The sequence below is a fragment of the Blattabacterium cuenoti genome, from assembly GCF_014252435.1.
GTDB classification, from domain to species: domain Bacteria; phylum Bacteroidota; class Bacteroidia; order Flavobacteriales; family Blattabacteriaceae; genus Blattabacterium; species Blattabacterium cuenoti_X.
Window position 1 is genome coordinate 570,162 of record NZ_CP059220.1, and the last position, 15,979, is coordinate 586,140.

At 23.2% G+C, this 15,979-nt stretch carries 17 protein-coding genes and 2 tRNA genes; 3 read left to right on the forward strand and 16 right to left on the reverse strand.

Annotation, left to right across the window (positions count from 1 at the left end; all coding sequences use genetic code 11):
- Nucleotides 1-110: 110 nt before the first annotated feature.
- Nucleotides 111-1,283, reverse strand: coding sequence for a M14 family zinc carboxypeptidase (locus tag H0H35_RS02735; RefSeq protein WP_185882919.1), 1,173 nt, complete (start codon nucleotides 1,281-1,283; stop codon nucleotides 111-113).
- 273 nt (nucleotides 1,284-1,556) lie between these two features.
- On the opposite strand from H0H35_RS02735, the gene H0H35_RS02740 reads away from it, so the two are divergent.
- Both H0H35_RS02740 and H0H35_RS02745 read left to right on the forward strand, forming a co-directional pair.
- The gene (locus H0H35_RS02740) at nucleotides 1,557-2,258 is read left to right on the forward strand and encodes a CPBP family intramembrane glutamic endopeptidase (RefSeq protein ID WP_317167194.1); all 702 of its coding nucleotides are present in this window, start codon (nucleotides 1,557-1,559) and stop codon (nucleotides 2,256-2,258) included.
- A gap of 17 nt (nucleotides 2,259-2,275) precedes the next feature.
- Nucleotides 2,276-3,196, forward strand: a complete 921-nt coding sequence (locus tag H0H35_RS02745; RefSeq protein WP_185883204.1) for a ribonuclease Z — start codon at nucleotides 2,276-2,278, stop codon at nucleotides 3,194-3,196.
- 107 nt (nucleotides 3,197-3,303) lie between these two features.
- On the opposite strand, the gene H0H35_RS02750 is transcribed toward H0H35_RS02745, so the two are convergent.
- Nucleotides 3,304-3,615, reverse strand: a complete 312-nt coding sequence (locus H0H35_RS02750; RefSeq protein WP_185882921.1) for a ribosome-binding factor A — start codon at nucleotides 3,613-3,615, stop codon at nucleotides 3,304-3,306.
- Nucleotides 3,616-3,708: 93 nt separating this feature from the next.
- On the opposite strand from H0H35_RS02750, the gene H0H35_RS02755 reads away from it, so the two are divergent.
- Nucleotides 3,709-3,782 (forward strand) — tRNA-Ile (locus H0H35_RS02755).
- Nucleotides 3,783-3,797: 15 nt separating this feature from the next.
- On the opposite strand, the gene H0H35_RS02760 is transcribed toward H0H35_RS02755, so the two are convergent.
- The 14 genes from H0H35_RS02760 to H0H35_RS02825 all read right to left on the reverse strand — a co-directional run bounded on the left by H0H35_RS02760 (nucleotide 3,798) and on the right by H0H35_RS02825 (nucleotide 15,825).
- Nucleotides 3,798-3,872 (reverse strand) — tRNA-Arg (locus H0H35_RS02760).
- Nucleotides 3,863-4,135, reverse strand: coding sequence for a 50S ribosomal protein L27 (gene rpmA, locus H0H35_RS02765; protein WP_185882922.1), 273 nt, complete (start codon nucleotides 4,133-4,135; stop codon nucleotides 3,863-3,865). Before rpmA ends, H0H35_RS02760 begins: the two co-directional genes overlap by 10 nt.
- On the reverse strand, nucleotides 4,135-4,476 hold the full coding sequence (rplU, locus tag H0H35_RS02770; protein WP_185882923.1) for a 50S ribosomal protein L21: 342 nt from the start codon (nucleotides 4,474-4,476) through the stop codon (nucleotides 4,135-4,137). Before rplU ends, rpmA begins: the two co-directional genes overlap by 1 nt.
- A 17-nt stretch (nucleotides 4,477-4,493) precedes the next feature.
- The gene (locus H0H35_RS02775; RefSeq protein ID WP_185882924.1) at nucleotides 4,494-5,729 is read right to left on the reverse strand and encodes an aminotransferase class V-fold PLP-dependent enzyme; all 1,236 of its coding nucleotides are present in this window, start codon (nucleotides 5,727-5,729) and stop codon (nucleotides 4,494-4,496) included.
- A gap of 4 nt (nucleotides 5,730-5,733) precedes the next feature.
- Nucleotides 5,734-7,056, reverse strand: coding sequence for a Fe-S cluster assembly protein SufD (sufD, locus tag H0H35_RS02780; protein ID WP_238892324.1), 1,323 nt, complete (start codon nucleotides 7,054-7,056; stop codon nucleotides 5,734-5,736).
- Nucleotides 7,053-7,811 carry a Fe-S cluster assembly ATPase SufC gene (sufC, locus tag H0H35_RS02785; RefSeq protein ID WP_185882925.1) on the reverse strand — a complete coding sequence of 253 codons (759 nt, stop codon included), beginning with the start codon at nucleotides 7,809-7,811 and terminating at the stop codon, nucleotides 7,053-7,055. The genes sufD and sufC overlap by 4 nt, the downstream gene beginning before the upstream one ends.
- An 18-nt stretch (nucleotides 7,812-7,829) precedes the next feature.
- Entirely contained in the window at nucleotides 7,830-9,272 is a 1,443-nt protein-coding gene (sufB, locus tag H0H35_RS02790; RefSeq protein WP_185882926.1) for a Fe-S cluster assembly protein SufB, read from the reverse strand.
- A gap of 12 nt (nucleotides 9,273-9,284) precedes the next feature.
- The gene (locus H0H35_RS02795) at nucleotides 9,285-9,614 is read right to left on the reverse strand and encodes a HesB/IscA family protein (RefSeq protein ID WP_185882927.1); all 330 of its coding nucleotides are present in this window, start codon (nucleotides 9,612-9,614) and stop codon (nucleotides 9,285-9,287) included.
- A 75-nt stretch (nucleotides 9,615-9,689) separates the two neighbouring features.
- Nucleotides 9,690-10,223 carry a DUF192 domain-containing protein gene (locus H0H35_RS02800; protein WP_185882928.1) on the reverse strand — a complete coding sequence of 178 codons (534 nt, stop codon included), beginning with the start codon at nucleotides 10,221-10,223 and terminating at the stop codon, nucleotides 9,690-9,692.
- A gap of 10 nt (nucleotides 10,224-10,233) precedes the next feature.
- Nucleotides 10,234-11,100: a prolipoprotein diacylglyceryl transferase gene (lgt, locus tag H0H35_RS02805; protein WP_185882929.1), complete on the reverse strand. Its 867-nt coding sequence runs from the start codon at nucleotides 11,098-11,100 to the stop codon at nucleotides 10,234-10,236.
- A 13-nt stretch (nucleotides 11,101-11,113) separates the two neighbouring features.
- Complete coding sequence (gene yidD / locus H0H35_RS02810) at nucleotides 11,114-11,302, reverse strand: membrane protein insertion efficiency factor YidD (protein WP_238892326.1); 189 nt, start codon at nucleotides 11,300-11,302, stop codon at nucleotides 11,114-11,116.
- Nucleotides 11,303-11,325: 23 nt separating this feature from the next.
- On the reverse strand, nucleotides 11,326-13,620 hold the full coding sequence (locus tag H0H35_RS02815) for an aconitate hydratase (protein ID WP_185882931.1): 2,295 nt from the start codon (nucleotides 13,618-13,620) through the stop codon (nucleotides 11,326-11,328).
- Between the two features lie 5 nt (nucleotides 13,621-13,625).
- Nucleotides 13,626-14,396 (reverse strand): alpha/beta fold hydrolase, encoded by a 771-nt coding sequence (locus tag H0H35_RS02820; protein ID WP_185882932.1) that lies wholly within the window; start codon nucleotides 14,394-14,396, stop codon nucleotides 13,626-13,628.
- A 199-nt stretch (nucleotides 14,397-14,595) separates the two neighbouring features.
- Nucleotides 14,596-15,825 (reverse strand): mechanosensitive ion channel family protein, encoded by a 1,230-nt coding sequence (locus H0H35_RS02825; RefSeq protein WP_185882933.1) that lies wholly within the window; start codon nucleotides 15,823-15,825, stop codon nucleotides 14,596-14,598.
- Nucleotides 15,826-15,979: the final 154 nt, after the last annotated feature.

Sequence of the window (15,979 nt, forward strand, 5' to 3'; positions counted from 1 at the left end):
TTATAAAGTAAAGAATGATTTTTCTAGATCTCCAATATCAGGGATCATATGTTCTTTATAAAGTAAAGAATGATTTTTCTAGATCTCCAATATCAGGGATCATATGTTCTTTATAAAGTAAAGAATGATTTTTCTAGATCTCCAATATCAGGGATCATATGTTCTTTATAAAGTAAAGAATGATTATTGGATAAAATATTTTTATATGCAAAAAAATGAGATAGATCTCCTATTTCAACTATTTTTGATGTAATGTTTAATTTATTTTTTTCGCGATCAAATTTTTCAAATTGCATAAAACCAATATCAGCTAAATATTGAACTCGATTTTTTTGAATTTTTACTTTTCTATATATTTTATCCAATAAAATTGCCTCATTTTCTAAAATAGAAAAATAATCTTCTTTAAAATTTTTTATTTCATGTATTTTATCATAATTAGTAGCAATAAAAATTAATCCTGATAATATTGATAAAGTATTATATGTTCTAATAATATTTTTATGAATATCTCCTGGATAATTACCAGCCTCAAAAAGTACACATGGATATCCTAAATTTTGAAGTACATCACCAGTAGATGTAGGGTAACATTTATCAGTATATCTTCCTATTGATCCAATATTTGGTAATATTTTTTGAATATCAAGTGTTATTTTATTTATAATTCCCATAGAAATCATTTTTTTAATAGAATTTCCACTTTTATCTTTAGGTGATAAAAAAGATAAAATAGCAGGATTGAACTTGACATGTCCAACATTATATATACTTCTTTGATCATGTAAATTAAATAAAACATGAGGTGATTCTTTTTGAATTTCTCTAAAAAGAATTTTAATTTCTGGAGATAATAACGCTAAAGCATCTCTATTTAAATCAATATTAATAGCATTTCTTCTTTTAAAAAAATCCGAACCATCAGGATTTAACATAGGAATAAAAAAAATTGTAATTTTTTTTCTTAAAAATTGTACTAATTCTTTATTTTTTTTTAAAGAAAAAAAATTCAATACATCAAACATTGATTTTGTTCCAGTTGTTTCATTTCCATGCATTTGAGACCATATAAAAATTTTTATTTTACCTAATCCCCAAATAAATTTAAAAATTTTTCTATGATCGATGGAATGTCCTATAGGATCAATTTTATAATTTTTATTATATAAATCTATTATTTTCAGTAAATCAGAATATCTAAATAATTTACTAGAGTTAGAAATATTCGATTCTTTAAATGAATCATATTCATAAAATATAGACTGAATATCAAACAAGTGCATATTTATTTTTTTTAATAAATTTTATATTCATTTTAATTTTTTATCTTTCAATTATTATATTAGGATATAAATAAAACATAAATAAAAAATGCAAAATATCAAGAAAATTGATATCAAATTTAAATGATTTTTTCTATTTTAATCATATTAACATGAATTTTTTTAATTATGAAGAATTATTTCAAAATAAATTATATTGAATCTATTTTATTAATTATAATATTCACTACTATCAATTTTTGTAATGTAATTTTAAAAAAATTACTAGTTTATATGAATTTACCAGATGGTATGATCTTTTCATTGTCATATACAGTCCCTTTCATTTTTTTATTCATTTTTATTTCTCATCAAACTCAAAAGAAAAATCTTATTCTCAATTTATCTATGAAGATGTCTCCTTGGTATATATATTTACTTATTTTTTCTATGATGTTTAGCATGATGATTGTTAATGAATATATCTCATCTTTAGTACCTAAAAATGGACCTATATTGGGTAATATGTATAATGAAATAGAACATTTTTTAAATGAAGAAATAAAAAATCCAATTCCTTTTTTCTCTACAACTGTTTTATTAGCACCTATATGTGAAGAAGTATTTTTTAGAGGAGTTATTTTAAATGGAATGTTAAGAAATAAAATACATCCTATTAATGCTATTTTATTTTCTTCATTTTTATTTGGATTAACTCATATGAATCCATGGCAATTTGTAGGAGGTTTGTTTATCGGAAATTTCATAGGATTTGTTTATTATGTTACATATTCTATTATAGATTGTATTTTATTACATATGTTTAATAATGTTTTTGCTATATTGACCATGTTTTTTTTTATGAAGAATAAAAAATTTATTATACAAAACAGAGATCAAAATTATTGGATTTTATTTTCATTCAGTGTATTCATATTAATCATTGGTTTTTTATTTCTGATGAAAAAAAAAAGATTGAATACAAAAAATAAATAAATTTAAATTATTTAATGATCAAAAAACCTTCATTAACTATACTAGGATGTCATTCTTCTATTCCTAATACTAATAAATTTTATCCAACTTCTCAAATATTGGAAATCCAAGGATTCTTTTTTCTTATTGATTGTGGAGAAGGAACTCAAGTACAATTAAAAAAAGCAAAAGTTAGATTTAATAAAATTATACATATATTCATATCTCATTTACATGGAGATCATTATTTTGGTTTAATTGGATTATTGTCTACATTTCATCTATTAGGAAGGAAAAAATCAGTATTTATATATGCTCCAAAAGGATTAAAGGAAATCATTGATATTCATTTTAAATGGTCCTATACAAAAATAGGTTATTCCATAAATTACATTGAATTGCATTCTAAAAAGTTAGAAAAAATAATGGAAAATGAAAAAGTAAAAGTATTTTCCATTCCATTAAAACATAGAATTTACACGAATGGATTTTTATTTAAAGAAAAACCGATGCATAGGAAATTAAATATAGAAAAGATTAATCATATTCCATCTATTAAAATAAAAGACTATAAAAATTTAAAATTGGGAAAAGATTTTATAATAAACAAAGAACATATCATTCCTAATTCAGAATTAACATTTGATCCTCCAAAAACCTTATCTTATGCTTTTTGTTCAGATACTTCTTTTTATTTACCAATCATAAAATATTTACAATATGTAGATTTATTATATCATGAATCTACTTTTCTTAAAAAAGAAGAAAATAGGGCAATGATAACAGGACATTCTACAGCAAACCAAGCAGCTATAATTGCAAAAGAAGCTAAAGTTAAAAAACTATTATTAGGACATTATTCTAATCGATTTCCAAATATTAAATCTTTTGAAAAAGAAGCAAAAGAAATTTTTCAAAATGTTGAAGCCACTTTACCCATGAAAAAATATGATTTATAATATTTTTTCATGGGTAAAGTGGCTTTTTTCATTTTTTATAAAATAAAAAAATAATAATATAAATAACATATAGATATATACACATTCATCATATGAAAAGTAATATATCAATTATTGAATACATGAAAATATAATTTAGGAATTTTTTTTACATAATATCTAAGATTTTTAGATAATAATTTTCTATAAATATTAGATCTCAATACAATAAAATTTTCAATTTTTTTATCAAAAATAGGATATATTTTTATGTAAATTTTCATTGAATTAATATCAGAACTCATATCTATTTTGATTAAAGTAACTATAACATTTTTCAAATTTTGTATACAATAATTATTTCGCATATCTTCATTTAAAATTTGAGACATTTCTATATATAATATTGATAATAATTTTTTTTTTTTAAGTACATTCATATGAATTGATTTGAAAAATAATACAAAAAAATTATACAAAATTTGTAATAGGATGAATAATATTGTTAAATTGTATTGAATCCTTAATTATTAGGTCCCATAGCTCAGTAGGTTAGAGCACCTGACTCATAATCAGGAAGTCGCTGGTTCAAATCCAGCTGGGACCATCTTTGTCTAAAAAATAACTGGGGAGGGATTCGAACCCACAACCTGCAGTTTAGGAAACTGTTATTCTATCCTGATTGAACTACCCAGTTTTAACTAATTTTTTTTCTATAATAGAAATAACTGATTTATTTTTTTTTATTTTTTTGAAATGAACAAATCCATTTTTTACAGCATATAAAGTATAATCTTTCCCAATTTTAACATTCATTCCAGGATAATGTTTTGTTCCTTTTTGTCGAACTATTATACATCCAGAACGAGCATACTGATTTCCATATATTTTTACACCTAATCTCTTTCCTATAGAATCTCTTCCATTTCGAGAACTTCCTGAACCTTTCTTATGTGCCATTATGCATTAATATTTTTTGAAGTTTTTTTAAAAAAGGAAATAACCTTTATTTTAGAATAAATAGGTCTAAATCCATTTTTTATTTTGTACCCTTTTCTTCGTTTTTTTTTAAAAATAATGATTTTATTTCCTTTGACATGTTTTAAAATTTCAATATTCACTCTGATATCCTTTATAAAAGGAGTACCAATATAAACTAATCCATCATCAGAAAATAAACATACTTGATCAAGTATTTTTTTTTTTCCTATTTCAAGTTTTAAATAAGGAATATAAACATATTTTTTTTCAAAAAGTTTAAATTGCATTCCTTTTATATTAACAATAGCATATGAATTCATAAAAATGATATTATATTTTAATGATTTAAAATTTTTTTTGCTTTTATAAGACATTTATATAAATAATCTACTTCTTGAAAAGTATTATATATTGCAAAACTAACCCGTATCATTCCTGAAACTTTCAAAAAATTCATTAAAGGTTGAGCACATAGATGTCCTGTACGAACGGCTATTCCTAGCCTATCTAAAATTACACCAATGTCAAAACAATGCAAATTTTCTATATTAAAAGATATTATACTAGATTTTTGAGAAAAATCATCAATATTTCCATATAATATTAATTTTTTTATGGATTTTAATTTCATGATAGCGTAACTCGTTAGTTTTTCTATATAAGATTTTATGTTTAAAATACCTATACTCTCTATAAAATCGATAGCTTGGGACCATACAATAATTCCTTCTACATTTGGAGTCCCTGCTTCAAATTTAAAGGGTATTTCAGAATAAGTAGTTTTTTGCAAACTAACTTTTTCAACCATTTCTCCTCCAAATTGATAAGGAATCATCTGATTTAATATTTTTTTTCTCCCATATAAAATTCCTACTCCAGTAGGTCCGTACATTTTATGTGCAGAAAAAACATAAAAATCCACATTTAAATATTCCATATTTATACACAAATTTGATGGAACTTGTGCTCCATCAATTAAAACAATTGCTCCATATTCATGCGATTTATCGATTATATATTTAATTGGATTAATAATTCCTAATACGTTAGAAATATGTGGAATAGAAACAATTTTTGTTTTTTTTGAAATTAACAAATCAAAAGTTTTCAATTCTATCAATCCATTTTTCTGTATAGGAATGATTTTCAAAGTAGCTTCTTTTCTTTGACACAGTATTTGCCATGGAACAAAATTGGAATGATGTTCGGAACAAGAAATTATAATTTCATCACCTTTATTTATGAAAAAGTTCATACTATTAGCAACTAAATTAATCGATTCGGTAGTTCCTTTTGTGAATATAACCTCTGAATTATGTTTTGCATGAATAAATTTTTTTATTTTTTTTCTAACTTGTTCAACATGATATGTAGCTTTTTGACTGAGAAAATGTGTTGCTCGATGAATATTAGAATTTAATCTAGAATAATAATATTGAGATGCGTTGATGACTTGAACTGGTTTTTGAGTAGTAGCAGCATTATCCATATATACTAATGGATGAGAATATATTTTTTCTTTCAAAATTGGAAATTGATTTCTTATTTCTTGTATCTTTTTTTCCCAAAACATATTTTTATAAATATTTTTCTAATTTTTTGTTGATTCTTTGATAAATAAATTTTTTTAAAGAAATAAGATGAATATTGTGTAATAACTCTTCTAAAAAAGATAATAAAAGTAAAATTTTACTTTTTTTTTTGCTAATTCCTCTAGATTGAAGATAAAACAATTCGTTTTTTTGTATATAACCAATAGTACAACCATGAGAACACTTTACATCTTTAGAAAAAATTTCTAATTGAGGTATAGATGAGACGTTGGAATAGTTTGATAATAAAATATTTTTATTTTTTTGAAAAGCATTGACACCTTTTGTCGATTGATTCACAATGATTTTCCCATTAAATATTCCACTAGAATTTTCTGAAACAATATTTTTGTAAAGTTGATAACTAGATGAATATGAAGATAAATGATGTATTAAAGTCGAATTATTTAAATATTCATTTTTGGATAGAAAAGATAATCCATATAAAGAAGAATTAGTTCGTATTCCACAAGAAAAAAAATTCAAATGATTTTGTATCAAATCTCCTCCTAAAGAAAAAGTATAAATAGTACAATTACTATCTTTTTTTTGATGAAAAAACGTATTATCTATTATAGATGTATTCTTTGAATTATTTTGTATGTTATAGTATTCAATGTTACTCTTATTCAAAGAATGTATTTCATTTACAGAATTTATCAGTATAGAACTTTTTTTTAAACATTTAAAATGTTCAACTATTTGAACAGAAGATTCTTTTCCTATAATAATCAGTTTTCTAATATTGAAAAAAGACTTTGATTTTGATCCTGTAAATAGATGAAATATTTCTATAGGTTTATTCAAAATTGTATTATTAGGGATATAAATAAATATTCCATCTTTTGAAAAAATAGTATTCAAACTATAATAAGGATTATATTCATTATATAATTTTCCATAATATTTTTTTATTTTTAATACATTTTGTGATATAATATTAGATATAAAAATATTGTTCCTGTCTTGAAAAACAGGATATGAAATATTATATTTTCCATCTAAAGAAATAGAAAGAAAAGACTTTTTCAATAAAAGAAAATCTTGTATATCGCCATATTTTATTTGATGATTTACTGTTGTATTTTCCATAATAGAATATTCTTTATGAAAAATCGAGTTAATATGTTTAAAAATTCGATGATATTTTTTATTCTTATTCGATTTTCTCAAATGAGATGATAATCCATGATTTTTATATAAATTTATATGTTCTTTTTTTATATCAGAAAAGTAAGACTTTTTACTTTTGATTGATATTTCAATTTTAGATATTAAAAAATTTATTTCATCTAATAATTTCATCATATTTTTTTTTTGATGATCCAATCATATCCATTCTTTTCCAATTTTCCTGCTAGTTTTTTATCTCCTGAATGAATAATTTTTCCATTATGCAAAATATGTATGACAAAATCTGAAGTCAGATAATCTAATAATCTTTTGTAATGAGTGATAATTATTATAGAATTTTTATCATTTTTAAATGAATTAATTCCTTTAGAAATAAGACGTAAAGCATCTATATCTAATCCAGAATCAACTTCATCTAATATAGATAAAGTTGGATTTAACATCATCATTTGAAATATTTCATTTTTTTTTTTTTCACCTCCAGAAAATCCATCATTTAAAAAACGATAAATAAAATTTTTATCAAGATTTAAAAAAGAAGATATTTTTTTTATTTTTAATAATATATCCTTAGAAGATATTTTTTTTAATTTTCTTCCTTTTTGAATTGAATTTATAGACGTTTTAATAAAATTAATAATTGATAAACCAGGTATTTCTATAGGATTTTGAAAAGAAAGAAAAATACCTAAGTAAGCTCTTTCTTCTGGAGAAGAATATTTTAAATTTTTATTAGAAAAATAAATACTTCCTTTATCAATATTATATTCTTCTCTCCCAGATATAATAGCAGCAAGAGTACTTTTTCCAGAAGCATTAGGTCCCATTATAATGTGTGTTTCTCCTCTATTAATTTTTAAATTAATTCCTTTAAGAATTTTTTTTCCATCTATAGAAACATGTAAATTTTCAATATTTAATAATAACATATGAATATCTTTATATAATTATCCAACAGATCCTTCTAATGATATTTCTAAAAGATTTCTTGCTTCTATAGCAAATTCCATAGGTAATCTTTTTAAGATTTCATAACTAAATCCACTAATTATTAAAGAAATAGATTTATCTATATTAATACCTCTTTGATTACAATAAAAAATTTGATCTTTTCCTATTTTAGATGTTGTCGCTTCATGTTCTACTTGAGAAGTAGGATTATCTACATGTATATAAGGAAAAGTATGAGCACCACATTGATCTCCTATTAACAAAGAATCACACTGTGAAAAGTTTCTCGAATTTGTAGCTGTAGAATACATATGGACCATACCTCTATAACTATTTTGAGAATTTCCAGATGAAATTCCTTTTGATATAATAATACTTTTAGTATTTTTTCCTAAATGAATCATTTTAGTACCTGTGTCTGCTTGCTGAAAATTTTTAGTTAAAGCTAAAGAATAAAACTTACCACAAGAGAAATCTCCTTTTAAAATACATGAAGGATATTTCCATGTAATCGAAGAACCCATTTCTACTTGAATCCAAGATATTTTTGCTTTCTTTTCACATATACCTCTTTTTGTCACAAAATTATACACTCCACCTAAACCTTTTTTTTCACCAGGATACCAATTTTGTACCGTTGAATATTTAACTTCCGAATTTTCCAAAGCTACAATCTCTACTACAGCTGCATGTAATTGATTATCGATTCTTTGTGGAGCGGTACATCCTTCTAAATAACTAACAAAAGAATTTTTATCTGCTATAATTAATGTCCTTTCAAATTGACCTATTTTTTTTTCATTAATACGAAAATAAGTAGATAACTCCATAGGACAACGAATTCCTTTTGGAATATAACAAAAAGACCCATCGGAGAAAACTGCTGAATTTAAAGCTGCATAAAAATTGTCTTTTTTCGACACAACTGATCCTAAATATTGTTTTACTAAATCAGGATATTTGATTAAAGCATCACTCATGGAACAAAATATAATACCCTTTTTTTTTAATTTTTTTTGAAAAGTAGTACCGATAGAAACAGAATCAAAAATAAAGTCCATAGCTACTTGATGTTTGCTATTATTGTTATTTATAGGTAATCCTAATTTTTCAAAAGTACTGATGAAATCGGAATCTGACTGATTGATATTATCTAAATTTATTTTTTTTTTAGGAGCAGAATAATAACTTATTTTTTGAAATTTGGGTATTTTATATTTTATATTAGCCCATTTCGGAGAAGTCATATTTTTCCATATTTGGAATGATTCTAATCTCCATTCTAGCATCCATTTCGGTTCTTTTTTTTTTTTTGTTATTTTACGAATAACATTTTCATTCAATCCAATTGATATTTTGTCAGAATCTATAGATGTCGAAAAACCATATTTATATTCAGAATTTGTATAATTTTCCAATATTTTTTTTTCTTCTTCCATTTCTTTTATTTTTTACAATGAAAAACTTTTTCCACATCCACAAGTATGTTTTGCTTTAGGATTTTTAAAATAAAAACCTTTTCCATTTAAACCATCGGAATAATCTAGAATGATATCTTCTAAATAAGGAAGACTATTTTTATCTATTAATATTTTCATCGTTTCATCATTAAATAATTGATCGATTTCTTTTTTTTTATCATCAAAAGTTAGTTCATAAGACATTCCAGAACATCCTCCATCTTTTACTCCAATTCTCACAAAAGAATTATCTTGAGAAAGGCCTTCTTTTTTCATCAAAGAAAAAAGTTTGTTTTTTGCTTCTTTAGATATAGAAATCATAATGTAATTGTTTTTTTTGAAAAGATACATAATATAAAAAAAATGAACATATGAATAATATTTTTCATTCATCAATTAACATTTATTTTTATTGAAAGTCCAATTTATCTTTGTGGTTCCTTCTTTTATACCCCATTGATCAGACATACCTGAATTGATTTCTAAAATATATTTTATATTTTTTTTTGGATTGAAATAAAATCCATCTATTTTTTCTATCATAGGGGGAACATTTTTCCTTATAAAAAAAATTATACTATTTTGATCAAGATAAATAATATCTAAAGGAATACGAACATTTTTCATATTGATTTCTTGATATTCTTCTTTATTATTTAAGATGAATAACATTCCTCTATCTTTTTTTAAAGAAGATCGATATTGTAATCCATTTGCTTTTTCTGTTTCTTTTTGAGATAATTCAATATCTATTGTTTTGATAATTTTTCCATTCTTTATGAAGGACAATTTTCCATGTGGAATAAAATCAATTTCCAATGAATTCTCTAAATCCATAAACTCTTCATTATCACTATAATTTTTCTGATCTGAAGAAACAAATAATAATAAAAGGAATAATATTAATAATAATAAATATTTCTTTTTCATAACGAAAAATTTATTTTTTTCGTATTGATAAAAAAATTAAATATCCTCCAAACAATACAAAAGGAATACTGAGTAATTGTCCAGTATTTAAAAAAAATAAGTGAAGAAATTCATTTCCTTGTGGTTCTTTTAAAAATTCTAAAAAAAAACGCGATGTCCAAATAAAAATAAAAAATAGTCCTGATAACAATCCATTTATAGTTTTATTCATTTTACAATATAGAAAAAAAAGAAGAAAAAAAATGGAAATATATATAATAGATTCATATATTTGTGTAGGATGTCTTGGTACAACTTTTCCATATTCTTTATCCATTTGAACAAATTTTACTGCCCATGGAATAGATTTATTACATGGAATTCCTACTATTTCAGAATTAAAAAAATTCCCAATTCGAATAAAAGATGCGGATATTGAAACGGCAATACATAATCTATCGCACAACCAAATAAAATTTTTTTTAAGTATTTTTTTATTATAAAAAAAATTGGATAAAAGTAAACCTATAGCTGCACCATGACTAGATAAACCTCTATAACCAGTAAATTCATAACCTTTAATATATCCTAATAAAACATGGTTTTTTTCTGTTGCTTTAATAGGGATGAAAATTTCAATCCAATGATTGGAAAAATATAAAAAATCATAAAAAAATACTTGTCCTAATCTAGATCCTAAAAAAGTTCCTATAAAAGTATAGATTAATAATGAATCTAATTTTTCTTCATGAATCTTATCACATCGATAAATATATTGCATAATATACCATCCTAATATGAAAGAAATAATGAACATTAAACTATAAATATGTATGGTAATTTTATTCCATAAAATAAATTTATGGATAGGGTTCCAATTTATATATTCTAATAACATGGTATGGTTTTATTTATATAGGGTCATAACCAGATTTTCCCCATGGATTACATTTCATAATCCTTATTATAGTTATCCATATAGCTTTCAAAATGTTATATTTTTTTATAGATAAAATCATATATTCTGAACAAGAAGGTATATATCTACAATTTTTTCCTATAAATGGTGATATAAAAAACTGATATAATCTAACAATCATTATAAAAAAAATGTGGATAAAGTTCATAAATTTCGTTTATAATTTTTAATAAAATTTAAAGAAGAACCACTTTTAAACCATTGAATTTGTATTTTATTATAAGAATGTTTGGTTAATATTTTTTCCTTATTTCCATTTTTATGAATGATTTCTACTTGAATATTTTCATTTGGACGAATGTTTTCTATATAAAAATGAAAAGAATCATCTTCTTGAATATGTAAATAATCTTGATCATTTAAAAAGGTTAGTGCTAAAATTCCTTGTTTTTTTAGATTATTTTCATGTATTCTAGAAAAAGATTTTACGAGAACAACTCGTACACCTAAAAATCTTGGTTCCATAGCGGCATGTTCTCTAGAAGATCCTTCTCCATAATTTTCTTCTCCTACAATTAAAGTTGATATATTATGAGTTTTATAAAATTTAGCTGTATTATAAACTGTGCTATAATTTCCTGTTATACAATTTTTTATTTTATTTATTTTTTCATTAAAAGCATTTTTAGCACCCATTAATAAGTTTTTTGAAATATTCTCTAAATGACCTCTATACCTTAACCAAGGACCAGCCATCGATATATGATCTGTAGTACATTTTCCTTTTATTTTTATTAGAAGTTTTATATTGATGAAATTTTTACCATTCCATGATGGAAATGGAGATAAAGCTTGTAATCTTTCTGAATCTTTTTTAATGATTACAGGAATATTTTTTTTATTAGAAATTTTATAATGATAACCTAATTTTTTGATATCAAAATTAGATATTATTGGAATACCTATAGATTTTGGTTCTTCTAATAGGACATATTTTCCATTTTTATTTTTCAATTTATCTTTTCTTGGATCAAAGGTTAAATCTCCCGATAAAACTAAAGCAGTAACAATTTCTGGTGATGCTATAAATGCATAAGTATTAGGATTCCCATCATTACGAGATGAAAAATTTCTGTTAAAAGAATGAATGATCGTATTTTTTCTATATTGAGAATTTTTTTTTCTATACCATTGTCCAATGCAAGGACCACAAGCATTAGAAAATATTTTTGCACCAATTTCTTGAAAAGAAGAAATGATGCCTTTTTCTTTTAGAAGAAATAATACTTTTTTAGATCCTGGAGTTATTAAATATTCAGAACGTATTTTTAATTGTTTTTTCTTTGCTTGATGAATAATGGATATAGATTTTGATAAATCTTCATAAGAAGAATTGGTACAAGATCCAATCAATCCTACTTCGATTTTAGTAGGCCAATTGTTATTGATTGATTCTTCTTTCATTTTAGATATAGGAGTAGCCTTATCAGGAGTAAAAGGTCCATTAATATATGGTTCTAGATTTGATAAATCAATTTTAATGATTTTATCATAATATAAAGATGGATTTTGATATACCTCTTCATCTGCTTTCAGATTATGTTTTATTTTTTCGGAAAGAATTGATATTTCTTTTCTTCCATTATCCTCTAGGTATTTTTTCATTTGAATATCATAAGGAAAAATAGATGATGTAGCACCTATTTCGGTTCCCATATTACATATGGTTGATTTTCCAGAACAAGATATGTTATTAAGACCTTCTCCAAAATATTCTATTATATAATTTTTTGCACCCATTACTCCAATAATTCCAGATAATTTTAGAATAATATCTTTTGGAGAAACCCATCCACTCATTTTTCCTTTTAAATGAATCCCCATTACTTTTGGAATTTTTAATTCTAAAAAATACCCTGACATAACTTCAGCCGCATCAGATCCTCCTGTACCTATAGCTAACATACCCAAACCACCAGCATTTGGAGTATGAGAATCTGTTCCAATTATCATACCTCCAGGAAAAGCATAATTTTCTAAAATCACTTGATGAATTATACCTGAACCAGGATTCCAAAATCCTATTTTATATTTTTCTGAAGAAAATCTTAAAAAATTATAAATTTCTTCATTTTCTTTTATAGAGGATTTTAAATCTATGTTTGATCCCTCTTTTGCATAAATAAGATGATCGCAATGAATAGTAGACGGAACTGAAGTTTTATGTTTTTTTGTCTGCATGAATTGTAATAATGCCATTTGTGCTGTTGCATCTTGCATAGCAACTCTATCTGGAATAAAATTCATATGAAATTTATTTCGAATAAATTTCATTTTATTATTAGAATAATATTTTTTTATATCTTGTATTTCAAAAAGATGAGCATATAAAACTTTTTCAGAATAAGTCATAGGATGATTTATGAAAGACTTAATCTTTTGAATTTTAAGTTCAAACTTTGAATAAAATTTTTGAATTATTTTTAAATCAAATACCATAATTCTTAATTCTTTTGAAGAAAAATATTAATTTTTTTGTAAAAATCTTTTGGATTTTCTATATGAATCCAATGTTTCGATTTTGGAATTGTTAAAATTTCTGCTTTTGGAAAAATCTTTTTTATATGGATCCAATCTCGATCAAAAATATAATTAGAATACTCTCCACGTAAAAATAACGATGGGCCATCATAACATCCATTTTCTATGTTTTGATGAATTAAAGAAGCATAGTTTTTTTCAATTCCAGGAAGATAAAAACGAAAATAAAATTTTCCATTTTTGTTTTTACCTGTACATTTAGAAAAAAATAATCGAATATTAATATCCGATATTTTTTTTTTTAAAAAAGAATCAAGTTCCTTTCTTGTTCTAATAATATTAAAGTTTATTTTTTTTAAAATAGAAATTAAATGTCTTTGATCATTTTTTATATAAGATTTTGGGCTTATATCTACAATTATAATTTTTCTTGGAATATGAGGGTATTTGATAGAAAAATTCATAACAATTCTTCCACCTATCGAATGACCTAATAAAATAGGTTTACATAATTTATAATACATTATATATTTTAGTAAATCTTTTGATAAAATATCTAAATTCATTTTTTTTGAAAAAAAACTATATCCATGATTTCTAATGTCTAATAAATGAATTTGATAATTTTTAATTATTTTTGTTATGGAAATCCAATTATCACCATTTCCAAATAATCCATGTAATACTAAAATCGGAGGACCAATTCCCATAATTTTAGAATGTAATATTTTCATTTTTTACATGCTTTATAAAATTTTTTTCCAGTAACTATATATGGTACATTTTGATATATAGAAAATGATAATTTCATCCATTACCTATTAACATTGCAATAATACTATAAATTTATTTCATAAACAATGATCGTTTTCTATTGAATTCTTAATGTAGCTATTTTATTTATATTTACGATTAATACTATCATTTTTTTTATTATTTTGAAATAATACTACTTTTCGTAAAAACTTGCGTTACTTCTAAATTAAATTCTTTTGCTACTGTTAACAAATGATCAAAAACATTTGATTGTATTTTTTCATATTTAATAGATTCTGATGTATTAACAAAACAATACAACTCTAATGGAAGACCGTAAGATGTTGGTTCCAAGTGTCTTACCATTAAAGTTTCCGATTGAGAAATTTTGGGGTGTCTATATAAATATTCTAATGCATATTGACGAAAAAGACCTATATTGGTCATGTTTTTTTCATTAATATTAATTTTAATATTAGTATTTTTTTGTTTTTTTTGAATATAATCCTTTATTAATGATATATTTTCAAGTTTTTGTAAATTATCCAAATTACAAAAATGAAAAGATTGAATATTAAACAAAATAGATCTTTTAATCCTACGTATATTTTTTTTACGCATCACTTCAAAATTAGTAACGGCTGTTGAAATTAAATCATAAGTAGGAATACTTGTAATCGTTTTATCAAAATTTTCGATTTTTGCGGAAATTAAATTGATTTCTATTACAGTTCCCTCTATATGATATTTATGAATTCCAATCCAATCACCGACTTTAATCATTTTAGTAGTAGCCATCTGAACTCCAGATACAAATCCAAGAATTGTATCTCGAAATACTAAGATAACAATAGCAGTAATTGCTCCTAAACTAGTCAATATGGTAATTAAATCATTTTTCGTAAGAATAGCAATAATAACTAATGTGCAAAAAATAATAGATATTATTTTCAATAATTGAGAAAAAGATCGTACAGCTATTGTTTGGTGATTATTTTCACTTGTAGATATCCTCATGATTGAATTAATAATCCTAATTAAAAGTTGTAGAATAATTAATACAAATAAAATATCAAACGTTTTTTCCAGATATATAATAATAGTATGATAATTTTTAAAACATGGTTTTATTAGAATAAATCCAATAAATAATGAAAAAAAATGTGATAAACTGTTGAAAACTTTATTTTCATATAAAATATTATCCCAAATAAAATTGGTAGAACTAACTATTCTTTTTCCAATAAAAGATATTCCTTTATTCAATAAAATTTGTAGTATTATCAATACAATTGCAAAAAAAATGATTTTTCCAATTAAAATTAAAGTAATAATAATCCATTTTTTCCAATCTAAATTATCAATAAATTCGTGATCACCTTGAATTTTTATAATTTCTATGAACATATTCATCATATAATACAATAACAGATTTTTTTATTATTGTTGATAACTTTACTTTTCATTTTTATTTTTTATGTTTAGCAATATGTATATTGCCACATTGAATAATAAATCTATAATTTATATAAATTTTGATTCGATTTTAAAATTTTAGTTT